The 22243-nt window shown below is 60.3% G+C and carries 18 protein-coding genes; 4 read left to right on the forward strand and 14 right to left on the reverse strand.

Annotation, left to right across the window (positions count from 1 at the left end):
* Positions 1–111: 111 nt before the first annotated feature.
* Entirely contained in the window at positions 112–1155 is a 1044-nt protein-coding gene (gmd, locus tag NCR98_RS28020) for a GDP-mannose 4,6-dehydratase (protein WP_244829983.1), read from the forward strand.
* A gap of 6 nt (positions 1156–1161) precedes the next feature.
* Positions 1162–2079 (forward strand): GDP-mannose 4,6-dehydratase, encoded by a 918-nt coding sequence (locus NCR98_RS28025; RefSeq protein ID WP_250527985.1) that lies wholly within the window; start codon positions 1162–1164, stop codon positions 2077–2079.
* A gap of 63 nt (positions 2080–2142) precedes the next feature.
* On the opposite strand, the gene NCR98_RS28030 is transcribed toward NCR98_RS28025, so the two are convergent.
* From NCR98_RS28030 to NCR98_RS28075, 10 genes are read right to left on the reverse strand one after another with little or no spacing between them, the layout of a single operon-like run.
* Complete coding sequence (locus NCR98_RS28030; RefSeq protein WP_250527986.1) at positions 2143–3309, reverse strand: glycosyltransferase family 4 protein; 1167 nt, start codon at positions 3307–3309, stop codon at positions 2143–2145.
* 60 nt (positions 3310–3369) lie between these two features.
* Positions 3370–4548: a glycosyltransferase family 4 protein gene (locus NCR98_RS28035; protein WP_250527987.1), complete on the reverse strand. Its 1179-nt coding sequence runs from the start codon at positions 4546–4548 to the stop codon at positions 3370–3372.
* Positions 4545–6059, reverse strand: coding sequence for a glucose-6-phosphate isomerase (locus NCR98_RS28040; protein WP_250510790.1), 1515 nt, complete (start codon positions 6057–6059; stop codon positions 4545–4547). The genes NCR98_RS28035 and NCR98_RS28040 overlap by 4 nt, the downstream gene beginning before the upstream one ends.
* Positions 6060–6063: 4 nt before the next feature.
* Entirely contained in the window at positions 6064–7191 is a 1128-nt protein-coding gene (locus tag NCR98_RS28045) for a glycosyltransferase (RefSeq protein ID WP_250527988.1), read from the reverse strand.
* Positions 7188–8159, reverse strand: coding sequence for a glycosyltransferase family 2 protein (locus NCR98_RS28050; protein WP_250528112.1), 972 nt, complete (start codon positions 8157–8159; stop codon positions 7188–7190). Before NCR98_RS28050 ends, NCR98_RS28045 begins: the two co-directional genes overlap by 4 nt.
* Positions 8160–8188: 29 nt before the next feature.
* Positions 8189–10420 carry a polysaccharide biosynthesis tyrosine autokinase gene (locus NCR98_RS28055; RefSeq protein ID WP_502799819.1) on the reverse strand — a complete coding sequence of 744 codons (2232 nt, stop codon included), beginning with the start codon at positions 10418–10420 and terminating at the stop codon, positions 8189–8191.
* Positions 10421–10452: 32 nt separating this feature from the next.
* The gene (locus NCR98_RS28060) at positions 10453–11649 is read right to left on the reverse strand and encodes a polysaccharide biosynthesis/export family protein (protein WP_502799817.1); all 1197 of its coding nucleotides are present in this window, start codon (positions 11647–11649) and stop codon (positions 10453–10455) included.
* Positions 11628–12071 carry a low molecular weight protein-tyrosine-phosphatase gene (locus NCR98_RS28065; protein ID WP_250468652.1) on the reverse strand — a complete coding sequence of 148 codons (444 nt, stop codon included), beginning with the start codon at positions 12069–12071 and terminating at the stop codon, positions 11628–11630. The genes NCR98_RS28060 and NCR98_RS28065 overlap by 22 nt, the downstream gene beginning before the upstream one ends.
* A 9-nt stretch (positions 12072–12080) precedes the next feature.
* On the reverse strand, positions 12081–13478 hold the full coding sequence (locus tag NCR98_RS28070; RefSeq protein WP_250527989.1) for a UDP-glucose dehydrogenase family protein: 1398 nt from the start codon (positions 13476–13478) through the stop codon (positions 12081–12083).
* 56 nt (positions 13479–13534) lie between these two features.
* Entirely contained in the window at positions 13535–14926 is a 1392-nt protein-coding gene (locus NCR98_RS28075) for an undecaprenyl-phosphate glucose phosphotransferase (RefSeq protein ID WP_244829975.1), read from the reverse strand.
* 384 nt (positions 14927–15310) lie between these two features.
* Here NCR98_RS28075 and NCR98_RS28080 point away from each other — a divergent pair, with 384 nt between their 5' ends.
* Positions 15311–16816: a mannose-1-phosphate guanylyltransferase/mannose-6-phosphate isomerase gene (locus NCR98_RS28080; protein ID WP_244829974.1), complete on the forward strand. Its 1506-nt coding sequence runs from the start codon at positions 15311–15313 to the stop codon at positions 16814–16816.
* Between the two features lie 57 nt (positions 16817–16873).
* On the opposite strand, the gene NCR98_RS28085 is transcribed toward NCR98_RS28080, so the two are convergent.
* Complete coding sequence (locus tag NCR98_RS28085; RefSeq protein WP_250527990.1) at positions 16874–17731, reverse strand: DUF6566 family protein; 858 nt, start codon at positions 17729–17731, stop codon at positions 16874–16876.
* Between the two features lie 415 nt (positions 17732–18146).
* Complete coding sequence (locus tag NCR98_RS28090; protein WP_250527991.1) at positions 18147–19463, reverse strand: acyltransferase family protein; 1317 nt, start codon at positions 19461–19463, stop codon at positions 18147–18149.
* Between the two features lie 62 nt (positions 19464–19525).
* Between NCR98_RS28090 and NCR98_RS28095 the strand changes: the two genes are divergently transcribed.
* Entirely contained in the window at positions 19526–20665 is a 1140-nt protein-coding gene (locus NCR98_RS28095; protein ID WP_250527992.1) for an acyltransferase family protein, read from the forward strand.
* A 79-nt stretch (positions 20666–20744) separates the two neighbouring features.
* Here the strand turns inward: NCR98_RS28095 and NCR98_RS28100 are convergent, their stop codons facing one another.
* Positions 20745–21455: a DUF899 family protein gene (locus NCR98_RS28100; protein ID WP_250494226.1), complete on the reverse strand. Its 711-nt coding sequence runs from the start codon at positions 21453–21455 to the stop codon at positions 20745–20747.
* Between the two features lie 23 nt (positions 21456–21478).
* Complete coding sequence (locus NCR98_RS28105) at positions 21479–22138, reverse strand: glutathione S-transferase family protein (protein ID WP_250527993.1); 660 nt, start codon at positions 22136–22138, stop codon at positions 21479–21481.
* Positions 22139–22243 lie beyond the last annotated feature (105 nt).

The following is a 22243-nucleotide window of genomic DNA, read 5'->3' on the forward strand; positions in this document are numbered from 1 at the left end:
AAACGTCTTTTCCTAAGCGCCGAATGGCGCGCTCATTAAAAATTGCTAAAGGTTTTTTTCCGATTTCTTTTGCCTAGAATCGCCTCATGACATCACCGACGAGGTAACACCATGGCCACGCAGAACAAGGCGATCATCACCGGAGTATCGGGGCAGGACGGCGCGTATCTTGCCAAGCTGCTGCTCGACAAGGGGTACGAAGTGGTCGGTACGTATCGGCGCACGAGCTCGGTGAATTTCTGGCGTATCGCGGAACTCGGTATAGACCGGCATCCGAAGCTCAAGCTGGTTGAGCACGATCTGACCGATCTCGGTTCGAACCTGCGTCTGCTCGAATCCGCCGAAGCAAGCGAGCTCTATAACCTCGCGGCGCAAAGCTTCGTGGGCGTCTCCTTCGATCAGCCTTCGACGACCGCGGGCGTCACGGGCTTAGGCGCACTCAATCTGCTCGAAGCCGTGCGCGTGATCGATCCGACGATCCGCTATTACCAGGCATCGACATCGGAGATGTTCGGCAAGGTGCAGGCGATTCCGCAATCGGAGGAGACGCCCTTTTATCCGCGTAGCCCATATGGTGTGGCCAAGCTGTTCGCTCATTGGACGACGATCAATTATCGCGAGTCGTACAACATCTTCGGATGCAGCGGCATCTTGTTCAATCACGAATCGCCGTTGCGTGGCCGTGAATTCGTCACGCGCAAGATCACGGATACGGTTGCAAAAATAAAGCTCGGCAAGGAGGAGTTGCTCGAGCTTGGCAATCTCGACGCAAAGCGCGACTGGGGCTTTGCCGCCGAATACGTGGAAGGCATGTGGCGCATGCTGCAGGCGAGCGAGCCCGATACTTATGTGCTCGCCACCAATCGCACGGAGACGGTACGCGACTTCGTGCGCATGGCATTTGCCGCAGCGGGTTATCAACTTGAATGGGCCGGTAAAGGCGAGCGCGAACGCGGTATCGACATATCGACGGGACGCACGCTGGTGCGCGTGAACCCGAAGTTTTATCGTCCGGCGGAAGTGGATTTGTTGATTGGCAGCGCGGACAAGGCACGCGAAAAGCTGGGCTGGCATCCCACGACCACGCTCGAAGCGCTCTGCCAGATGATGGTGGAAGCGGACCTGAAGCGTAACGAATTGCAGCCTACCTTCTGAACGCCCATGCCTCGTCGCGCACTCATAACCGGGCTCTCCGGCTTCACGGGCCGCCACATGGCGGCGCATTTGATGAACGCAGGCTACGACGTCTGGGGCACCACGTCCGCTTCGCCGGAAGCCGATGTCCCCAATGTCGTCGGCCTGCCCGTCGATCTGCTCGACGCTGACGCCCTCAAGTCATTCGTCGCCGACGCGCGGCCCGATGTCGTCGTGCACCTGGCGGGCGCGGCGCATGTCACGGGCAACACGCCGAGCACGACTTATCTCGTGAATATCGTCGGCACGCGTAACCTGCTTGCCGCGCTCGCCACGCTCGACCGCAAGCCGCGCGCGGTCTTGCTTGCAAGCACGGCCAATGTGTATGGCAACGCAGTGGTGGAAGTGATCGATGAAGATGTCGATATCAAGCCCGCCAACGACTATGCGGTCAGCAAGCTCGCTATGGAACAGGCATCGCGGCTATGGATGGACCGGTTGCCGATCTTCTTCGTGCGGCCGTTCAACTATACGGGCGTGGGGCAAAGCGAAGACTATGTGTTGCCGAAGATCGTCGGGCACTACGCACGGCATGAAGCGCGCATCTCGCTCGGCAATCTGAATGTGTCGCGCGACTTCTCCGATGTACGGGACGTGGTGGCCGCCTATGCGAAATTGCTCGAAGCGGCGCCTGCGGGTGAGACGTTCAATATCTGCTCCGGGCGTAGTCATTCGCTTGGCGAGGTGCTTGAAATGCTTGCGCGCATAGCCGGCTACAAGATCGATGTATTCGTCGATCCGCGTTTCTTGAGACGCAATGAGATCGCGCGGCTCGTCGGGTCCAATCGCAAGTTGCGGCGGGTGATCGGGCAAGTGCCGGCTACACCGATCGATCGCACGTTGGAGTGGATGTACGAGTATATGAGCGCGCGAGTAGCGGTCTGATTTGCGCTTGAGCGTCGATTAAAAGCGCTTCGGCGGTTATCCGCGGAAGCGCTTTATCGTTTTTCAATGCACCGGTCCCGCTTCAATCGCTTCCTCATAAACCGCAGCCACGCGCCGCGCAATCACGCCGCGATCGAAATGTTCCCACGCGTAACGCCTGCAATCCGCCTCGTTCGGGAGATCGAGCGATCCATCGAACGCGGCAATCAGTCCATCGGCGATAGCATCCGCGCCGGTCGATGCCAGCACGAGGTCCTCCGATAGTCCACGTACCGCTTCTGGCAAGCCACCAACCGGCGTAACCAGCACCGGCGTTCCCGAAGCCAGCGATTCCACGGTAATCAAGCCGAAACCTTCCAGCGCGACTGTCGGCACGATACTCACATCGGCGGAACGATAAAGCGCGGCGAGCTGCTCATCGGGCACGAAGCCGAGCAGGCGCACGTTATCCTGCAAGCCCGCTGCATCGATACGCTGCTGCAACTCGTCCGCAAGCCGGCCTTTGCCCGCGATCAGCAGTAGCACATCGGGGATCTTCGCTTTCACGCGCGTCATCGCGTCGATCAGCGATTCGAGTCCCATGCGCCGCACGAGCCGCCGCACCGCGAGCACGATCGGTCTTCCCACTGGCAATTGCAGACGCCTGCGCGCTTCGGTGCGCGTCATCTTCAGGTCGAATTGCGCAACGTCCACGCAGCCCGGCACCACGCGAATGCGCTCTTCCGGCACGCCATAGCGCGTGCTCAAAATCTGCCCGAACGCTTCCGACAAGACGATCAGCCGCGAGGAACGCGCATACACGCGCCGCTCCAGCATGAATTTCGCGCGCTGCCCGAACGAGTCTGCGCCTTCCACATGACTCTCATCCGCCCAAGGCCCCTGAAAATGCGATACCTGCGCGATGCCGCGCGTCACATCGAGACCAGGAAACGTATAAAGCGCGAAGTGCGAGGAGACGACATCGGGACGCTCACTCTTCAAGGTATCGCGCAATGCGTTGCGTGCATTCATCAGGCGTCGCGGCAACGACTGCGCGGCGGGACCGAAGCCGCGAATCGCGCCGCCCGTATCGACAGCCACGCGAGGCGAGCCCGCGACCACGCCGCGCACATCGACGCCCGCCGCAGGCAGCGCACCGACCAGCGTGTAATACATGCGATCGAGTCCGCCCGCGCGCTCGGGGAACCAATGCATACCGATTTGCAGGGACTTGATAGTGTGCGTGCTCATGTGTGGGTCCAAGGTCGGGTTAGTCTCGGGATAAGCTCGGGATAATCTCGGGTTGAGCGGTCAGACGCCTGTTTGCGCGGAGGTTGCAGCAAGCGGGGCGGGTGAACGCTCACGCTGCGCGAAGCTGCGATAAAGGTCGAGGTAACGACGCGCCATGCGCGCCCAGTTGAAATTGGTCGCGAGTTGCGTCGCCGCTTCGCCCATTTCGGCGCGACGTGCGGGCGAATGCGCCAACGTATCGATGGCGCGTGCGAGTGCCAGTTCATCGTCGGGATCGTCGAGCACGATGCCGCAAGTGTCGCCTATGATCTCCGCGCCACCCGCCGTTTGCGCCGTCACCACGGGAAGACCCGCTGCAAGCGCTTCGAGCAGCGAAAGACTCATGGCTTCGTAACGCGAGGGAAACACGAAGACATCGACGGAATGCATCAAGGTCGGCATGTCCTTGACGAGCCCGAGAAAATGCACGCGGTCCGCAATGCCGAGAATGCGCGCCTGCTCCGGATAAGGACTGCCCGGCAGATAACCCGCCACGACGAGCTGCACGCTACTCGGCAGACCCACCAGCGCTTGCAGCACCGTTTGAAGGTTTTTGCGCGGCGTGCGCAAGTCGCCGACGAAGAGCAACAGGCATGCGTCATCGGGGAGACTGAACATCGCGCGGTTCTTGCTCGCATGCGAGAACGCGGCCGTGTCCACGCCGTTATAAACCACTTCGACACGATTTCGTTCTATACCGCCCGCGCGTATCTCCTCGGCCACTTTCTCCGATACCGCCGCGATCACACGCGAGCGTCGATAAGCCCATCCTTCGAGCCACGCATTCATGCGGCTATAGATCACCTGATACGCCGACCAGACACCTCCGCTCAAGCGAAACGGATAATACGGGCTACGCGTCCAGCCGCCATGGACGAAGTGCGCGGTGTTCACGTCGGCCCTTGCCCACGTGATGAAGCCATTCACGTGCAGGACATCGTATTCATCGCGATGCGTGCGCAACCACCAGGCGCTCTTGATGGCGAAGACCTGTTGCTTGAGCAGCCGCGTCGGCCAGTAGCGGCCCGCTGTCACGCGCACCCAGCGCAATCGCGGGTTTTGCAGCAGTTCGGGCGCAACATGCGACGCAATCAGCGTCACGTCATGCCCTTCCGCGAGCGCCGCGCGTGCAATCTCGTAGTTGACGCGCCCCTGGCCGTCGTTATGACGCACGACGTGCGTGACGATCGCGATCTTCATCGGCTTGACCTCGTGATGGAAGGAGAAAACGTGGCGCGCCGGCGCGTGAGCTTGGCATGATGGCGCGCGGCGATGATCGAAAAGAGGCTCATGAACAGCAACGATCCGCCCGTGCTGACGAAGGTGTTCGCGAACACGAGAATGCCGACCATCGAAAATGAAAGACTCAGGCACGCTTGCGCGAACTTGTCGTCGCGCAGGGAAAATGAAGCGCGTAATGCACGCACGAGCAAGAGGCCCACGCCCGCGACATACATCAATCCTCCGGGCCAGCCGAGCACGAACGGCACGTTCATGAGACCGCTATCGAAGCTGCCGTATTTGCCAAGATCACCGTTTGCGCTCGCGAGTTTCGTCGAGGTTCCGGTAGCGCCAAAACCTTCGCCGGTGACATCGGTGAAGGCGGTGACCATGAAGTTCGCATAGAACTCGTTGCGTGCGGCGTAGCTGCTGTCGTCGCTCAGGTTGGTCATGGTCTGCAGACGCGTGCCCAGACGGTCGGCAATCGGGCCGACGGTCATCAAAGGGATCGAGATTCCGACGAGCACGATGGCGCCAAGCAGTATCCGCAAGCGCACGCGGTTGCTTGCCTTGATGAGCTGCAACACCATCGAGATGATCCATCCGCCCCACGCCGAGCGCACGAGCGAAAGACCGAACGATACGAAGCCGAGACCGCCCGCGATCCATTTGACGCGCTGCGTGCCCGCCATCACGAAGGTCAGCGCGGCCATGACCACGAGCGCAAACGGCCCTGACGAGTTCATCGTGCTGAATACACGCACGCCGAGCGGCACCGGCTCGCCTTGCGAGTTCATCTGCGAGCCGATCATCCACATGGCGTCCCACGGCGGCATGACGAAGAATTGCACGATGCCGTATGCGCCCATGATGAAGAGGCCCCACACGAACGTATCGAGCATGACCTTGCGATACGTCGGATACTCGTGCGCATTCACGAGAATGTGAAAGCCGATCAGCACCGGATAAAGCCAGTTGGCGAGGTCGTAAGTGGCGGCCATCGGCCCGCTCGCAGCCACCCCGATGAGATACGCATACGCGATACCGAGCAGCATCAGCAGCACCGGCAGGCCGCGCCGTTGCGCAAGCACGCGATATTGCCGCAAGAGCGTGATGCCGCAGATCATCGTGACGACGAGTGGCGCAATCTGAATGAGACTCGTCGGCGTGAAGCCGCCCTTGCCCCAGTCCGCGAGACGCCGCACTTCGGGGCTCAGAAACCAGACCCACCACATGAAGCCCACATAACGCGCAGGACTCTTGAAGTAGAGCCATAGCGCTGCAAGCGTGGCCATCAACGGGAAGGCGAGCGTGAGCACGGTGCCTTGCTTGGCGAGCACGAGCAGCGTCGTCAAGCCCCAGACGATGGCTTGCGCGGTCCACTCCGGTGCGCCCTTGCGCGTGTGCGTCGAGTCCTCGCTGACCTTGCCGATGCGACCGGCGAGATCGCGTGGGGCGCGTGGGGAATGAGGAAGCGTGGGTGCGGTCATCGCATCAACTCGTGCGGTGCGTCGGTTGTGAACGCGTATGCATGTTGCGTCCGAACGAAGGACGCAGCGCCTCACGCGTAATCCTCACGTGCTGCAGCGCGAATTCCCGCGTGGTGTAGTCCTGCTCGATGAAATGCCGCAGCGCCGCTTGTGCGCGATGAAGCGCAAGCGCCGGGTTCGAGCGCATTTCATCGAGCGCGCGGCGCATGGCGGCGGAATCGTGCGCGGGCACATAGGCGACATGTCCTGCGCCGAAGTAGTCGCGCAGGCCACCGACATCGGTGACGATCACGGGCTTGCCAAGCGCGATGGCTTCGAGCAGCACCGTCAGCCCCGAGGCATGCGTATTCGCGCGCAATGGCACGACGATCACGTCGGCCCAATCGTAGACCTCGCGCGCGGCCTTGAGACCGATTGCAGGCGCCACATGAACATTCGACGCACGCAAGGCCGCCGGCACCCGGCGACGCGTTGCAATTCGCACTTCATAGCGCGCGTCGTTGCGAAACGCGGCGGCAAGCGTCGGCCAGTCGCGGTCACGGTCATTGCCAATTGCGCCGATGCGCACCGGCGCGTGCGGCGTCCATTCGCGCGGCTCTTGCACCGTGAAGTCCTGCATGTTCAGACCATAGAAGACTTGGGTCGCTTCACGGTCGAAGTATTTGCGCACCAGCGCTGCATTCACGCTGGAATGCGTGGTGAGAATATCGGCCCGGTCGATCAGCTTGCGATACACCCAGCGACGTAACGCGCCATAACCCGCCCACTTGTCGAGCAACCAGATCGACTGCGCGAGCAAGAGCGGCGAGCCTGGCGATTCCTTGCGCCGGCCTTTGAGAAGCAGCAACAGCGCGACCGAAAGATGCTCGTGCTCCGTATGCGTCCATACGACATCCGAGGACAAGATGTCATCGCGATTGCGCCACGTATGAATGAAGTCGAACCCTACGATCGCCTTCAGCGCGCGCCGCAAGATGCGCATCGGCTTACCTTCGGCGGCATCGCGTGAATAGGAAAGCACGAACTCCGGCGATTCGGCATGGTGATAGCCGTAGAGGCAGCCGATCTTGTCGCCGGAACGGTAGTGCCGTGGGTCCGCGCCATGAAAGAGATGCACGTGCACGTGAGTCATAGCGTCCTCGCGGCATGAATGGATTGCGTGGCGTCATCGCGCGAATGTCGTGCATCGCGGCGCGCTTCATATGCGCCTCGTCGGACCGCGCGCCAGCGTTGCCATGCGCGCGGCAATCCGAAACGCGCGGCAGCAAGCGCGTGCAGCGCACCCGGATACACGCGCGTACCGATCAACGCATACCAAAGCCACGCGACCTCGCGATCGAACGATGCCAGTTGTTCGCTCAGGATCAGGTGGAAGTTGTAGGCCGCGTCCTTTAATGCGTTGAGCGTTTGCGCGTCGCGGCGATCATCGTCGAAACGTTCTGCCGGGAAGTGATCCACCGCGATCAGCGGGTCGTACATCACATGCCATCCCGCGCGCTCCACGCTCATGCTGAAGGCCATGTCGTTATGCACTTGCGCGCCCGCGCCGCGCAAACGTGTATCGAAGCGCAGCATCGCCACGGCCACGCGCCGATAGCTCATGTTCGCACCCTTCAGCATGCGAACACGGCGCGCCGCGCCCACGCCGAGATGATGATTGCCGACAATGCGCCCCGTGCGCCGGATCACGCCCACCTCCTCGCGCGACGTATCCAGCACGCGGCCTTTCTCGTGGACCCAGTCGCGTCCGCCGATTGCGCCGAGCCGCGTATCGCGCGCGAATGCCGTGACGATGCGCGCGGTCCAGTCGGGGCGCGGCGCCGCATCGTCGTCCGTGATGGCGATGATGTCGCCCTGCGCGGCCTCCAGCCCGCGATTGAGTGCGGCGACCTGGCCACCCGCGCCGGTATCGATCACGCGCAACGTAAAGCCGTTCGCGCTTTTCATCTCGATGGCGAGACGTCGCGCGGTCGCATCGTCTTCCGGACGCGCAATGACCAGCACTTCATCGGGCAAATGCGTCTGCGCGCGCAATGCGGCAAGACAGCGCTTAAGGTCCGCCGGGCGCCGATAAGTCGGCACCACCACGGAAACTTTCAGAGTCATGGCTCGTTCCTCTCGAATCGACTTCATGCGCTCAAATATTCTTCCGTGCTCGCGTAATGCGAGCGCCCGTAGCCGCGTGCCCGCAATGGCGTGCCATTGAGAATCGCGCCCTGCACCGCGATGCCCGCCGTGCGCAAACGGCGCGTGGCTTCGCTGATCTCCGCTTCGTTATGTGCGCCGGAGCGCAGCACGAGGAAGTTGGCGCCCGCGAGCTTGCCGACGATCAGCGCATCCGTGACTGCGAGCACCGGCGGCGTATCGACGATGATTGCGTCGTACGCGCGGCTCAGGCCATCGAGATACTGCTGAAGACGCGGCGACATCAATAGCTCCGAAGGATTCTCCGGACGCTTGCCCGCGGCAAGAAACCCAAGCGATGGAATGCGCGTCGTGCGTATTGCTTCTTCGAGCCCGATGTTCCCCGCAAGCAGCTCGGCAAGACCCGGCACGCGTTCGCCGTCGAAGGAACGTTCGAGCTTGCCGCGTCGCATGTCGGCGTCGATCAGCAAGACTTTCTTGCCGGTCGCCGCGAGCAGCACGGCAAGATTCACCGCCAGAAAGCTCTTGCCGACGCCTGCTGCTGGCCCCGTGAACATGACGACGCGATTGCGCGATTCCATCAACGCGAATTGAATCGACGTGCGCAGGCTGCGCATGATCTCGACGGTGACATCGTTCGGACGCATGGTCGCGAGGATCGGCGTCTCGCGCAGTCGATCGCCACGGTTCTGATAGCGGCGCGCGTCGGTATCGAACTTGATCTGTTCCGCGCTTTGCGGCACGAGGCCGAAGATAGGCAATGCAGCGACACGTTCGAGTCTTTCCGGATCGTCGATGCCCTTGAAGATCGCGCGCCGCGCAAACACGAAACCCGTGCCGAGGATCAAGCCGAGAATCACGGCCGCCGACATGATGAGCACTTTCTTCGGCTTGACCGGATCGCCCGGACGCAGCGCGGCATCCACGATATGCACGTTGCCGCCCGTTCCCGCGCGCTGCACGGACAATTCCTGCACGCGATTGAGCAGCAGCACGTAGATGTCTTCGGCCACTTTTGCATCGCGCTGCAAGGCGACCGCCTTCACTTCGGATTGCGGCAGATCGCGAAAGCGCGATGCATAACGTTCGCGTTGCACTTCGAGTTGCGAGAGCTGATCGCGCGCGGTCTGCAACGCGGGATGCGCGTTACCATAACGCTGCTCAAGCGACGAAATCTGCAAACGTAGCGCGGAAATCTGCGCTTCATAGTTGATGCTGCCTTCGAGATAGACCTTGGCTTCGTCGCTTGCGTTGATGACGCCCGCTTGCCTTTGATACTCCGTCAAAGCCGCTTCCGCGCGCTGAAGATCGGACTTCAGACGCGGCTCTTCGCTGCGCAAGAATTCGAGCATCTTGCTGGCGTCGGCCTGCTTACTCTCGATATGCTGACGCAGATAAGACTGCGCAAGCGCATTGGCGATTTCCGCCGCCTTGTCCGGATTCTGATTCTCGAGCGATATCTGAATCACGCCGGTCTGCTTGCCTTGCTCCGTCACCGTGATACCCGATTGAAACGCGCCGATGGCGCTCAGGTCGTTCGCGCGCATTACCTTGAACTGCGTGCCGGGGCGCGCCACGAGCTTCGTCACCAGCAGCGTCACGCCATTGCCGCTTGCGCTTGCGCCGGCCCTGCCTTGCAAGAGCGCATGACCGTCCGGATCGACGAGCGAAAAACGTTCATCGCCGAGTGCGGTGAGGATCAGGTCCTTGCCTTCGTAGCGCGGCTCGACATCGACGGAATCGACGTCGATCACCTCGCCGCCCCACGCATATTTCGTCATGCCGAACCAAGGTTTCGCGGGCTGGCCGGGCGTCGCGAACCGCGCCGCGATGCTGCCGAAAAACGGCATCGTCATGGGCGATACCGCGAAGTTCAGCTTGCATTGATCGACCACCGGCGCGACCACGCCACGGCTCTTGATGATCTCTATTTCCGCATCCGTCGGCAGCGCGCTCGACCCGCTGTTGATGGCCTGACCCGTCTGCGTCTGCGTCAGCGCTTGCGACGTGTTGTCGTTGGTCTCGACGCGCACGTGCGCGTCGGCGGAGTAGATGGACCGCGCGAGATAGCAGTACACGGCCGCCGCCGCGATGACGAAAGCAGCGACGCCGATCAGCCACCAGATATCGTCGATCACGGCCTGGATCAGATTGCCGAGGACCACGTCCTCTTCGTCCGGCTTTTGCAAATAAGGATGAGCTTGCATATCCACGATTCGACTCCCGCCACGGGTAATGGTTGAAACGCTCAGCGCGTCAGTTGCTTCAGGTAGAAGATCGTCTGCAGCGTCGGCAGCACCTGATTGATCAGGCGATTGAACTGCACCGCGCCAGCCGTTCCCACATAGACCACGTCTTGCGGACGAAGCTGAAACTGCGTCGACAGCAAGAGCGAATCCGGTTGCGACATGTCCAGGCGATAGATGTCCGGCTGCGAAGGATTCGCACGCACGCCGCGCACGACATAAATCTGGCGCACGTTGGCGTCGGTATCGAGCACGCCGCCCGCTTGCGTGAGCGCATCCGCAATCGATGCACGGCCGCGCACCATGTTCACCGGCATCGGCGTCTTCACTTCACCCATCACGAAGATGCGGCTGTCGTAGCGGTCCGGGATGTTGAGGATGTCGCCCGATTGCAGCATGACGTTCTGCGAGACATCGCCGCGATCGAGCATGCCGTTTGCATCGAGTACATAGAGCTTGCCGCCGCGCGTGAGGCGCACGCGCTGCAGGTCGGCTTCTGTCGTCGTGCCGCCAGAACGCGTGATGGCATCGACGAGCGTGAGCGGTACATCGCTCACGGCGAGCGGACCCGGCGTCTTCACTTCGCCCGTCACCGCGATCTTTTGACTGCGATAGGCCAGCACGCGCACATCGAGCTGCGGGTTCTTGATATACGGCGAGAGCTTGGCCGCAAGTTCGTCGCGAATCTCGCCGACGGTCTTGCCCGCCACACGCGTCTTGCCGATGAACGGAAAGAAGATGTAGCCGTCCGCGGAGACCGTCTGACCGTATGGGTCGGCCTGTCCCGGCAAAGCCTGCGTATAAGGCTGCGCCAGCGCGCCCGCGACGGTTTGCGTGGTGTTGCCGCCCATCGACAGGGTGCTGCCTTGCGGCGTCGTCAGTTCGGGGTGATCCCAGAGCGTTACGCCTAGAATGTCCTGCGGCGCCACGCGATAAACGTATTGCGATTCGTCGGCGAAGCGCGCGGGCGGCAAGGGTTGCGCGACTTCAGGCGCGGCCATTTCCTCTGCGACGACTTGCGCCGTGATCAGACGCACGGGATAGGTCGCGGTCGGCGTGGGGTCGTTGTCCTGCAGACGCGATGTGTTCAGGAAGTTTCCCGGTGTGGCGGCACATCCGGCAATCAAGGCCGACAAAAAGGTCGTCAGCAAAATCGAGTACTTAGACAAGCGCGAAATCAGCATATTTTGTTTAGCCATCCAAGGACCAGACGTTCGATGAGTCCGACACTCTCCCGATAAGCGGCTTCATGGCCGCCATACGGGTCTGTCACCTCCGAGTCTTCCCACTTGCCTAAGAGATGCACCTTGCCGCGCGTCGTGGGCGCGAGTCGTGAAATTGCATCGATCTGTTTGCGCTCGGGCACGAGGATCAATTCGGCTTCGCGCGCCATTTGACGATTGAAGCGGCGCGAGCGATGCCCCGACGAATCCAGCCCCAGTTCGGCGAGCAGACGCTGCATGGTCGGGTCGATGTCGTCGCCTTCATGCGCATAGAGACCCGCCGAACGAAACTCGATCGGACGGCCACCGCGCCGCGCGAGATGCGCACGAAAGAGCGCTTCGGCGGCGGGGCTTCTGCAGATGTTGGCGTGACAGACGATCAATACGCTTCCGAACATGCGCGCGCTCTAGGCCACGCTCGCCGTCACGTCACGTTCGACGTGGCGCACGCCGCGCCCGATCGCGTGATACTCGATACCCATTTCCTGGAGGGTTTCCGGCTCGTAAAGATTGCGGCCATCGAAGATCACGGGTGTCTTGAGACGCCGCTTGATCGCGTCGAAATCGGGGCTCTTGAAGACTTTCCATTCGGTGACGATCACGAGTGCATCCGCGCCGTCGAGCGCTTGCTTGTGATTGTTCGCATACGTGAGACGTCCGAGCGCATCGGGCTTGTCGTGCAGGTCGATGGCAAAGACGCGGCGCGCCTCATCCACGGCGACGGGATCGTAAGCCACGATGGATGCGCCGCGTTCGAGCAATGTAGCGGCCAGCACGCGGCTCGGCGCATCGCGCATGTCGTCGGTATTGGGCTTGAACGCAAGTCCCCAAAGCGCGATGGTGCGTCCCGTGAGATCGTCGCCGAAACGTTCGACGATCTTGCGCGTGAGCGTATCTTTCTGCGCCTCATTGACGTTCGAGACCGCCTTGAGAATGCTCATTTCATGGCCGAATTCCGTCGCGGTCTGGATCAGCGAACGCACGTCCTTCGGAAAGCACGAACCGCCATAGCCGCAGCCCGCATAGAGAAAGTCGTAACCGATACGCGGGTCCGAACCGATGCCGCGCCGCACCGCTTCGATATCGGCGCCCACACGGTCCGCGAAATTCGCGAGCTCGTTCATGAAAGAGATGCGCGTGGCGAGCATTGCGTTGGCCGCATACTTCGTGAATTCCGCCGACTGCACGTCCATGTAGAGCGTGCGTTCGTGATTGCGGTTGAATGGCGCATAGAGGCGCTTCATGCGATCGCGGGCGCGCTCGCCGGGCACGTCGTCGTCGCAACCAATCACGATGCGGTCGGGCCGCGTGAAGTCTTCTATCGCCGCGCCTTCCTTGAGGAACTCGGGGTTCGAGACCACCGAGAACATGTGATCGACGCCGCGTCCGGCCAACTCGGTTTCTATCGCAGCCTTCACGCGTCGAGCGGTGCCAACCGGAACGGTGGACTTATCGACGACGACCTTGAAGCCATTCATATAGCGGCCGATATCGCGCGCGGCGCCGAGCACGTATTGCAAATCGGCGGAGCCGTCTTCGTCGGATGGCGTACCCACCGCGATAAACAGCATCTCGCCATGTTCGACCGCCTGCTGCACATTTGACGAAAACGAGAGCCGCCCGGCTTCGCGATTGCGATCGATCACTTCCTTGAGTCCCGGCTCGTGGATCGGAATTCCGCCGCTGTTGAGAATGGCGATCTTGCGTCGATCGACGTCGAGACACAGTACTTCATTGCCGATGTCCGCGAGGCATGCGCCGGTTACGAGCCCCACGTAGCCGCTGCCGATGATCGTCAGTTTCATGGTCCTGCTCCAGGTAGTGAAAATATCGTTGCATCGCTAACTACTTTGTCCGCCGATCAATACGCGTTTGCGCCTGCAAAGCCCTTCCACAGCGTCAGCGCGACGATCTTCATGTCGAGTCCGAAGGTCCAGTGCTGCATGTAATAGAGATCCAGCTTCACGCGTCCCGACATCTTTTCGATGCGATCCGTCTCGCCGCGATAGCCGTTCACTTGCGCCCACCCCGTGATGCCCGGCTTGATGCGGTAGCGATGCATGTAGCCTTTGACGAGGTCCTTGTAGATATCGTCGTGTTCGAGCGCGTGCGGCCGCGGCCCAACCACCGACATCTCGCCGCGCAGCACGTTGATGAACTGCGGAAGCTCATCCAGACTCGTGCGCCGCAGGAACGCCCCGACCTTCGTCACGCGCTTGTCGCCGCGACGCGCTTGCGTTATTTGCCCGCTCGCTTCGGTGTGTACCTTCATCGAACGAAACTTGTAGATCTCGAACTCGTATCCGTCGATCCCCTTGCGCTTTTGCTTAAAAAACACCGGTCCAGGCGACGAGAGCTTCACCATCAACGCGATCACCGCGAGCAACGGCGCCATGCCAAGCAGCACCAGAGCGGCGAAGACGCGATCGAAGACGAGCTTGGGAAGCACTTTCACATCCGTGATCGGCGATGCCGCCAGGTTGATCGCGGGCACGCCGAGCAAATCCACCACCGCGTTGCTGAAGAACGAGAGGCTGCGGACATCCGGAATGAAGCGCACGTTCACGAAGTCGTCGCGAAACTCGTTCACGAGGCGGTGAATGGTCTGCTCTTCGGAAATCGGCAAGGCAAGCCATAGTTCGCGAATCGCACGGCCGCGCACACGCTTGGTCAATTCCGCGAGATCGCGTTCGATAGGCACGCCCTTGAAGGCATCGCCTTGCATGGGTGAATCGTTTGCGTCGAGTTGCAAGTCGAAGACGAGCACGGGGCTAAAGCCCGCTTCGGGACGATTGCGCATCTGGCCAATCAGGAACTTTGCATAAGGCGCCGAGCCGACGATAGCCACCGTCTTCTGATTGAAGCCTTCGCGGCGGATAAATCTGAGCGCGGTATAAATCACAGTCTTGGTGACGATCAACAAACCAATGGTCGACGCAGCCCAGTAAATCAGCCACAAGCGCGACAGCGACTCCGCGCGATGAATGCTGAAGGTGAGCAGCACGCCCGCGCTTTCGACCAGAATCCACGCCGCGATCACGCGCAGCAGCAGGTCATAGAACGGCTTGCCGCGCCATGATTGATAGATGCCGAGAGACGGAAACGTCATCACCATCAGCACGCATGAAAACGCGAGCATGGTGCCTTCCACGTCGTCGACCCATACGAAAGCGCCCGCATAGAGCGACGCGCCGAGCGCTGCGCCCAGCACCGCCATGGCAATGTCGACGACTCTCGATAGCACGCTCAGCATCGCTTTACCCCTGGAAGAAAGATCGCCCGCATATTCGTCTTGTCGCGGATGGAGTCGCCAGCAAATTGCTTGAGTGCTCTTGTCCATCCGCTGTTCAGGCATATGGAATCGGAATAATTAAGGCGCCGCAACCGCGAAAATATGTCTGCGTGTTCAGCCTGATTTTTTTAGAATTATTTGCTCAAGACCCCCTTGCTGGACGGGGCTTTGCAGGCATCGGCTCGCTTAGCGAAAAATATTCGGGCACTCGAACGCATGACAGTCGCGGTTGCTTTCAATGAATAAATGCAGCGCCGCGTCATGATTTTTTTGTTTTAACGTCTCTTTTGCTGCGTGCTAAAAATTGCCTTACCGAATTAGGCGATCAACGCCAGGAGGCTTTTCATGAACGCTTCAGATACCGTGCTCGCCACGGTCGCCGCAGACACGCGCCTAGCCATTCAACCCGTGATCCTTGCAGGTGGTTCGGGCACGCGTCTTTGGCCAATGTCGCGCGAACATTTTCCCAAGCAGCTCATCGGTCTCATTGGCGAGCAGTCGTTGCTGCAGGCCACTGCCAATCGGCTCGATGGTCTTGGCTCGGTGTCCGCGGAGAAGACGTTGCGCGTGGCGGATGCCATCATCGTGTGCAATGAGGAGCATCGCTTCACGACGGCTGAACAACTGCGCGGCCAAGGCCGGCGCGCGCGGCTCGTGCTCGAACCCGTGCCGCGCAACACGGCGCCCGCGCTGACTGCAGCGGCCATTCACGCGTTACGCGCAGGCGAAGATGCAGTGCTCGTCGTCATGCCCGCCGATCATGTGGTTGCAAATCAGGACGAGTTTCATCGAGCGATTGCGACCGGCGCGCAATGCGCGGAGCAAGGGGCGATCGTCACCTTGAGTGTCGTGCCTTCGCATGCGGAAACGGGCTACGGCTACATCAAGAGCGGTGAAGCTCTGCCGTGCGGCGCGTGGAAGCTGGAGCGCTTCGTCGAAAAGCCGCATCTCGAACTCGCGCGTCAGTATCTAGAATCGGGCGAATATGGCTGGAATGCCGGCATTTTCATCGTGCGCGCATCGACTTGGGTTGCAGCTATCGAACACTATCAGCCGGCTATTCATGCAGCGTGCGTCGCGGCATTCGATAAAGGCAGCGACGATGGCGAGTTCTTCCGGCTGGATCGCGATTCGTTCGCGGCGTCGCCGTCGGATTCGATCGACTATGCGGTGATGGAGCAACTTGCGGGTGAACGCGCCACGGAGGCCTTCACGGGTGCTGTCGTGCCGCTCGACGCAGGCTGGTCCGATGTCGGCTCATGGGATGCGATCTGGAACATATTGCCTAAGGACGATTCCTCGAATGTCGCGCGCGGACGCGTGATGTTCCAGGGCGCTTCATCGACTTATGCGCATTCCGAAGGGCGGCTGATTGCGTGCGTGGGTACGCAAAATCTCGTGGTGGTCGAAACAGCCGATGCAATCCTCGTTGCCGATAAATCTTGCGCGCAAGACGTTAAGGCAATCGTCGGGCGCATCAAGTCCGAGCGCGGCACGGAGGCTGCGGATCATCGCAAGGTGCACCGGCCGTGGGGACATTACGATTCGGTCGATCAGGGCGACCGCTTCCAGGTCAAGCGCATTGTCGTCAAACCGGGCGCGCGCCTCTCATTGCAGATGCATCATCATCGCGCGGAGCATTGGGTCGTGGTGCGGGGAACGGCGCTCGTCACACGGGGAACGGAAACGTTCATTCTGGCCGAGAACGAGTCGACGTATATCCCTATCGGTATTCAACACAGGCTGGAAAATCCGGGGAAGATGCCGCTTGAAATCATCGAGGTGCAGTCGGGGACTTATCTCGGCGAAGACGACATCGTGCGATTCGAAGATACGTACGGCAGAAATTAAGCTTTAAGCAAGAGCGCGCGGGCCAGCCTTGAGAAGCTGGTCCGCGCGTTCGCATTTTTAGTCGCGCATCTCGAGCGTCATGCGCTCGACCGGTCGCTCTTCGGGCTGCATGACTTGAGCGGACTCCATGTCCGCTTCATCGGGTGTATCGCCGCGCGTGGCTTCGGCCGCGATCCAGCGCCGCGCCCATTCGAGCGCATACGTGCGCGCTTCATCCGACGAAGCGAAGCGCGGCCCGATCAAACCGGAACGCTCGATACGCCGCCCGTCTTTCACGATTTCCGCCCAGCCGCGAAACATGTTGCCGGACACCGGCCGCGCGATGGGATAGATGTTGTAGCCGCGCGCATCGACGACAGGCGGACATGCCGGTTCGAAGGGCAACGGCGCCTCGTACGGCCGCGCGGGACGCGATGCGCGCATGCGCCTGACCGTCAGCACGGACGCATTGGCTTGCGCCACGTCGCGCGCTTCCGGCAGACGCCGTGGCGTGCTCGCGAGACTGTTGAACGGCAAGGCGCCCGGCGTTTGCCACGACTCCGGGTTCTGCCAAAACACACCGCGCAGACGGTCACATTCGTACGCCACGGGCGCAGGACGCGGCGCCGCTTCGGTGACCGGCTGACGCGGTACATAGGCGAAAGAACGGCCCGCGTTCGCCAGTACCTTGACGATCTCGATGAGAATGCCGTTCAGTTGCCATTCGACGAAACGGCGCCGGCAGGTTGGAACCGTTGGGTAATGGCTTGGCAATCTGGACCAGGTTTCGCCTGTGGTGAGAATCCACAACACGGCATTGACTACTGTGCGTGGATGAGCTTTGGGACGCCCGCGCCTATGCTCGCGGACTTCGCTCTCTCCTATGATTTGGGAGACCAATACCCACTCTTCATTGCTGAGTTCGCTAAAAAACATTGCTTTGCTCCATGCAGTCGACTGCGCTGCGGATATCGGTCTGCGTACTGGTCAAGCACTGACGACGAAGCACAAACCCCGGCTTTGTCAGCACGCGAACGAAGGATCTCGAGGTACTCGCAAACGTTTGCTCGAACAACAAAATGGTGCATTCGTCCGATTCGGTTTTCGCTCTTGGTGCAGCAATTTAACCAAACCGGCGCACGACGCGTAGTCCAGCTCGTGTATGAAGAATATGTGCACGAAGCATACCATTACTATGGTTTGTCCGAATATGACAACACAAGACTTTTTGAGCGAGACTTAGCAGTTTTTTCGCTAAGGCCTAAAGCATGGGCTAGCGCGGCAGGACGGCATTCTTTAGCGCAAAAAATAATCTTTGTGAAGCGCTAAAAAACCTTGGTGCTCAAGTGCTTCAGCGTGCTTCGCCGCCGCTTAATTCGGCATTGGCCGGACCTTGCACTGACAACCGCGTAAAGCGCCGATTCTTGAGCCGTAAAATCGGTGCTTCGATAAAACGCCACGAAAGCCGCGCCAAAATCCACGTCAGCGCAAACGACGCAAGTACGCAAAGAACACGCGCCCACCATGGAACACCCGACGCGCCAAACAGCGCCTTGACGCTCGCGCTCTTGTAGAAGTCGGGAATGAAGCCGTGGTAAAGATAAAATCCATAGCTAATCTTTCCTAGCGCCGCCAATGGCGCCCACTCAAGCACACGTAAGAGCGGACCGCTTGCGCTACATGCTATCGCGCAAACGAGCATTGCGATACATGCGCCATAGAGAACATACAGCGCGGTGTATGAATAGGGATTGGCCAAGCGCTCCCACTCGGGTTCCTGAAAACACAAGAGCGCGATCACGGTAGAGAGAATGACGACCGCGTAAAGCGGCGCGCGCAAGCGACTGCGCTTGACGAACGCGGCGCCTATACCGCCAAGCGCAAGCAACCAAAAATTGGTTAGCGGATGCGTGTAAATCGCAATCGGTGAGTCGTGCAGCGCCTTCATGGTAAAGAGCGAGCCCACGCCAAGCGCAAGCACCAGCCAGCATATGCGCCCGTGCCAATCTGCCCGAAGGCCAAGCAACAGCGGCGCGAAGACGATATAAAACTGCTCCTCGATCGAGAGGCTCCATAAGTGTGAATAACGGCCCGGCCACGCGTGCAGCACATCCGCAATCCAGAAGTTCGACAAATAGACGAAGTGATACGGCATGCCGCCCGCCAACTCGGGGCCGGCGAAACCCATGGTCATCAGCACCGCGAGCGTGGCGAGCAGCAGATAGTAGATCGGGAAAATGCGCAACGTCCGCCGATACAGAAAGCGTTTCAACTCCGCGCCGAACGTACTCGTGCCTGCATCGATATACCGTCGCTGTGTCGTCAATATGTCGGTGATCAAAAATCCGCTTAGCGCAAAAAATATCCATACGCCCAGATGGCCCAAGCCGGTTCCTTCGGCCATTGCCTTGTGATGAAGAAACACCAGGAACACGGCGATGCCGCGCAGGCCGTCGAAGCCGCGAATTTTCTTGTTCATCTTTGCACGATCTTGTCTGGTAGATAGGTGGCAGCTTAAGAATAGAAGGGATAAAAATAAAAAAATCCCTTTGTACTTTTCTTGTGTGCTTGAGCCTTGGGCTGAAGCCGCTAAAGCTGCCGCTACCGTGCACCGGAAATATTTCCTAACAAGCCGCGCTATTTCTTGCCAATTTTTTAGACCGACCATCGAGCTCGAGCGCGTGCGACTAAACGACTAGCCGCCGATCATGACTTCCTTAAGGAATATCGATGAAGAAGCATGTGCAAGAGCTGACAGGCTTGCGCTGTATTGCGGTGATGATGGTCGTCATCGGACACGCGCAGCATATGAGCGATGGCGGTTTCAAAGGCGTCTATGCGCCGCTGCGCCTGATATCGGATGGCAGGCTCGGCGTGCTGATGTTCTTCGTGCTGAGCGGTTTTTTGATTACAGGCATTCTGCAAGCCGAGTGGCAAGCAACCGGCACTATTGGCCTCATGCCTTTTTACGCAAAGCGCGCGCTGCGCATCTGGCCCGCGTTCTATATCTATCTCATGATCGTGTCGATGCTAGCGGCTGCCGGTCTCGTCGATGTCGATCATCGGCAAGTTGCTTTGGCTGCATTGCATCTCTGGAACTATGCCGGCGTCGCGGGCCTTGCGAACGTGAACGCGGCTCACGTCGAAGGCGCTTGGTATCTCGGGCACTTCTGGACGCTCGCGCTCGAAGAGCAGTTTTACTGGTTTTGGCCGCCGCTTCTCTTTTACATCCTGAAGCGCGGCAATCAACGTGTACTCATCGGATTGATCTTCTTCGTGCCACTCGTGAGAATAGCCACTTATTTTGCGGCGCCGAGCCTTCGCGGGCAACTCAGCATGATGCTGCATACCGGTATCGATCCAATTCTCATCGGCTGCTATGTCGCGATGAATAAGGACCGTCTCGCGCAAAAGGTCGCGTCGCTGCCGTTAGGCTCGGTCATTCCCAGCGTGCTGATCGCGCTTCTGATGTTCGTCGTGCCTCCCGTGCAGGACAAACTCGGCGGCTTATGGCGCGCCACCTATGGCACGACGCTCGAAGCCGCGATGGTCGGCTTCGTCATCATCGTGTTGGTATCGCAAAAGGGCTTTTGGTTCTCGCGCTTGCTGCGTACCGCGCCGTTCGTTTATGTCGGCACGATCTCGTTCAGCCTTTACTTATGGCAGCAGCTATTCATGCATTCGCATTCGCCGGTTGCATTCGGCTTTCCGGGCTGCGTAATCGGTGCGCTCGTCGCCGCGAGTTTGAGCTACTTTCTGGTCGAAGTGCCGTTCCTGCGCATCAAGGATCGCTTCGCGGCGTGGGTGGGCAGAAGCCGGCAGGCCGGCATGACGCATGGCGATGCGCTCGGCACGCAGGGGCCGAAGTAGTTTGCATGCGCCATTGACCGTGTGCGGCGTGTCGCTGACGCGTACTTGCAGGTGCTTGCAATTGCGATGGTTAAGCACCTTACTCACTCTTCGCCCCATACTCCAGCTTCGGATACCAGTCCGTTCCGCGCCCTTCCGGCGTCATGTCGAGCACGGTCCAGAGCGGCATTGGATCGGGCGCGCCGCGCGGGTCCTCGCCGGGATCGGCCGTGGCGAAATCCATCTCGCCGCTCCAGAAATGGCGAATCACGCCGTCGCGCCGCGTGAAGACATTGATTGCCGGTTCGTCGCCGCCGTCTTTCGAAACGCCGTGATAATCGCGGCTGAAATTGCCATTCGTATCCGAGAACAAGGCGAGATCGCGCCAGCCGCGCTCTTGCTTGAACGCGACCAGCCGTTCGAGCGGCGAGCGCGCGATGACCGCCAGCGCCACGCGCTGTCCAATGTCCGCCGCCTCCCCTTCCCACGCCGATAGCAGCGACGTACACATCGGGCACGGCCGCTTGCGCTCCGGCCCGAACATGTAGCTATACGTGACGAGCGTGTTCTTGTCGCCGAAGAGCCCGTCGATATCGACCGCGCCGCGCTCGCCATCGAAGTGATAATCGCCCTTGACGATACCGCCAGGCGGCAGCGCGCGCCGCATCTCCGCAACCCGCTCGATATGTCGCCTCAATTCGATTTCCTCGGCAAGCAACGCAATACGCGCCTGCCGATACTCCGCGCTTTCGTTCGGAAAAGTCATGGTGGCGCGTTGGGCCAGTTCTGCTGCGGGAACGAGCGTATTCATGTTTCGTCTCCTGTCATGAAGGCTTAATCGCGATCCGGCGCGCCCGGCGGAAAGAACGCGCGATACGGCCGCGCTTCATCCACCGCACGCGCGAACGAAGGCCGCGCGAGCAAACGCTTTCGATACGCGACGACGTTCGCGTACCGCTCATCGATGCGATGCGTCCAGTCCGCGTAAAACAGAAACGGCGCCGCGCCGCAATCGGCGAGAGTGAAGGCATCGCCCGCCGCCCATTCGCGCGTGGCCATCAGGCGGTCGAGCCAGGCGTAGGACGTGTCGAGCATCGCGCGGGCATCCGCGACACCGTGCGGGTCGTGCTCGCCATCCGCGCGCATGCAATCGAACACGATCTTCTGCTGCGGCGTGGACACGTAGTTGTCAAAGAAGCGGTCGAGAAAGCGCACTTCCAGCGCGGCGCGCGGATCTTCCGGAATCAAGCGCGCCGGGCCGGGATGAAACAACCCGAGATACTCGATGATCACGCTCGCCTCGATCACGGAACGGCCGTTGTCGACGAGCACGGGAAAGCGCTTTATCGGCCACAACTCCGTCAGTTCCTGCATCGCTTCGGGCGTTTGCGGCGAAAGCGCGCGCCATTCGAACGGCGTCGCGTTCTCGTACAGCGCGGTCAGCACCTTCTGACAATACGAGGAAAACGGATGCGCGTACAGAATCAGACTCATCGATAAACCTCCTGTAATAAGCCGAAAGAAGCAAAAAACCGTCGCGACTTTGGCCTTTATCTGCACGACGCGCGGCCACGTTGAAAATCGACAGCGGATCATGCG

This window comes from Caballeronia sp. GAWG2-1 (genome assembly GCF_023631405.1).
In the GTDB taxonomy this organism is placed as follows: Bacteria; Pseudomonadota; Gammaproteobacteria; order Burkholderiales; family Burkholderiaceae; genus Caballeronia.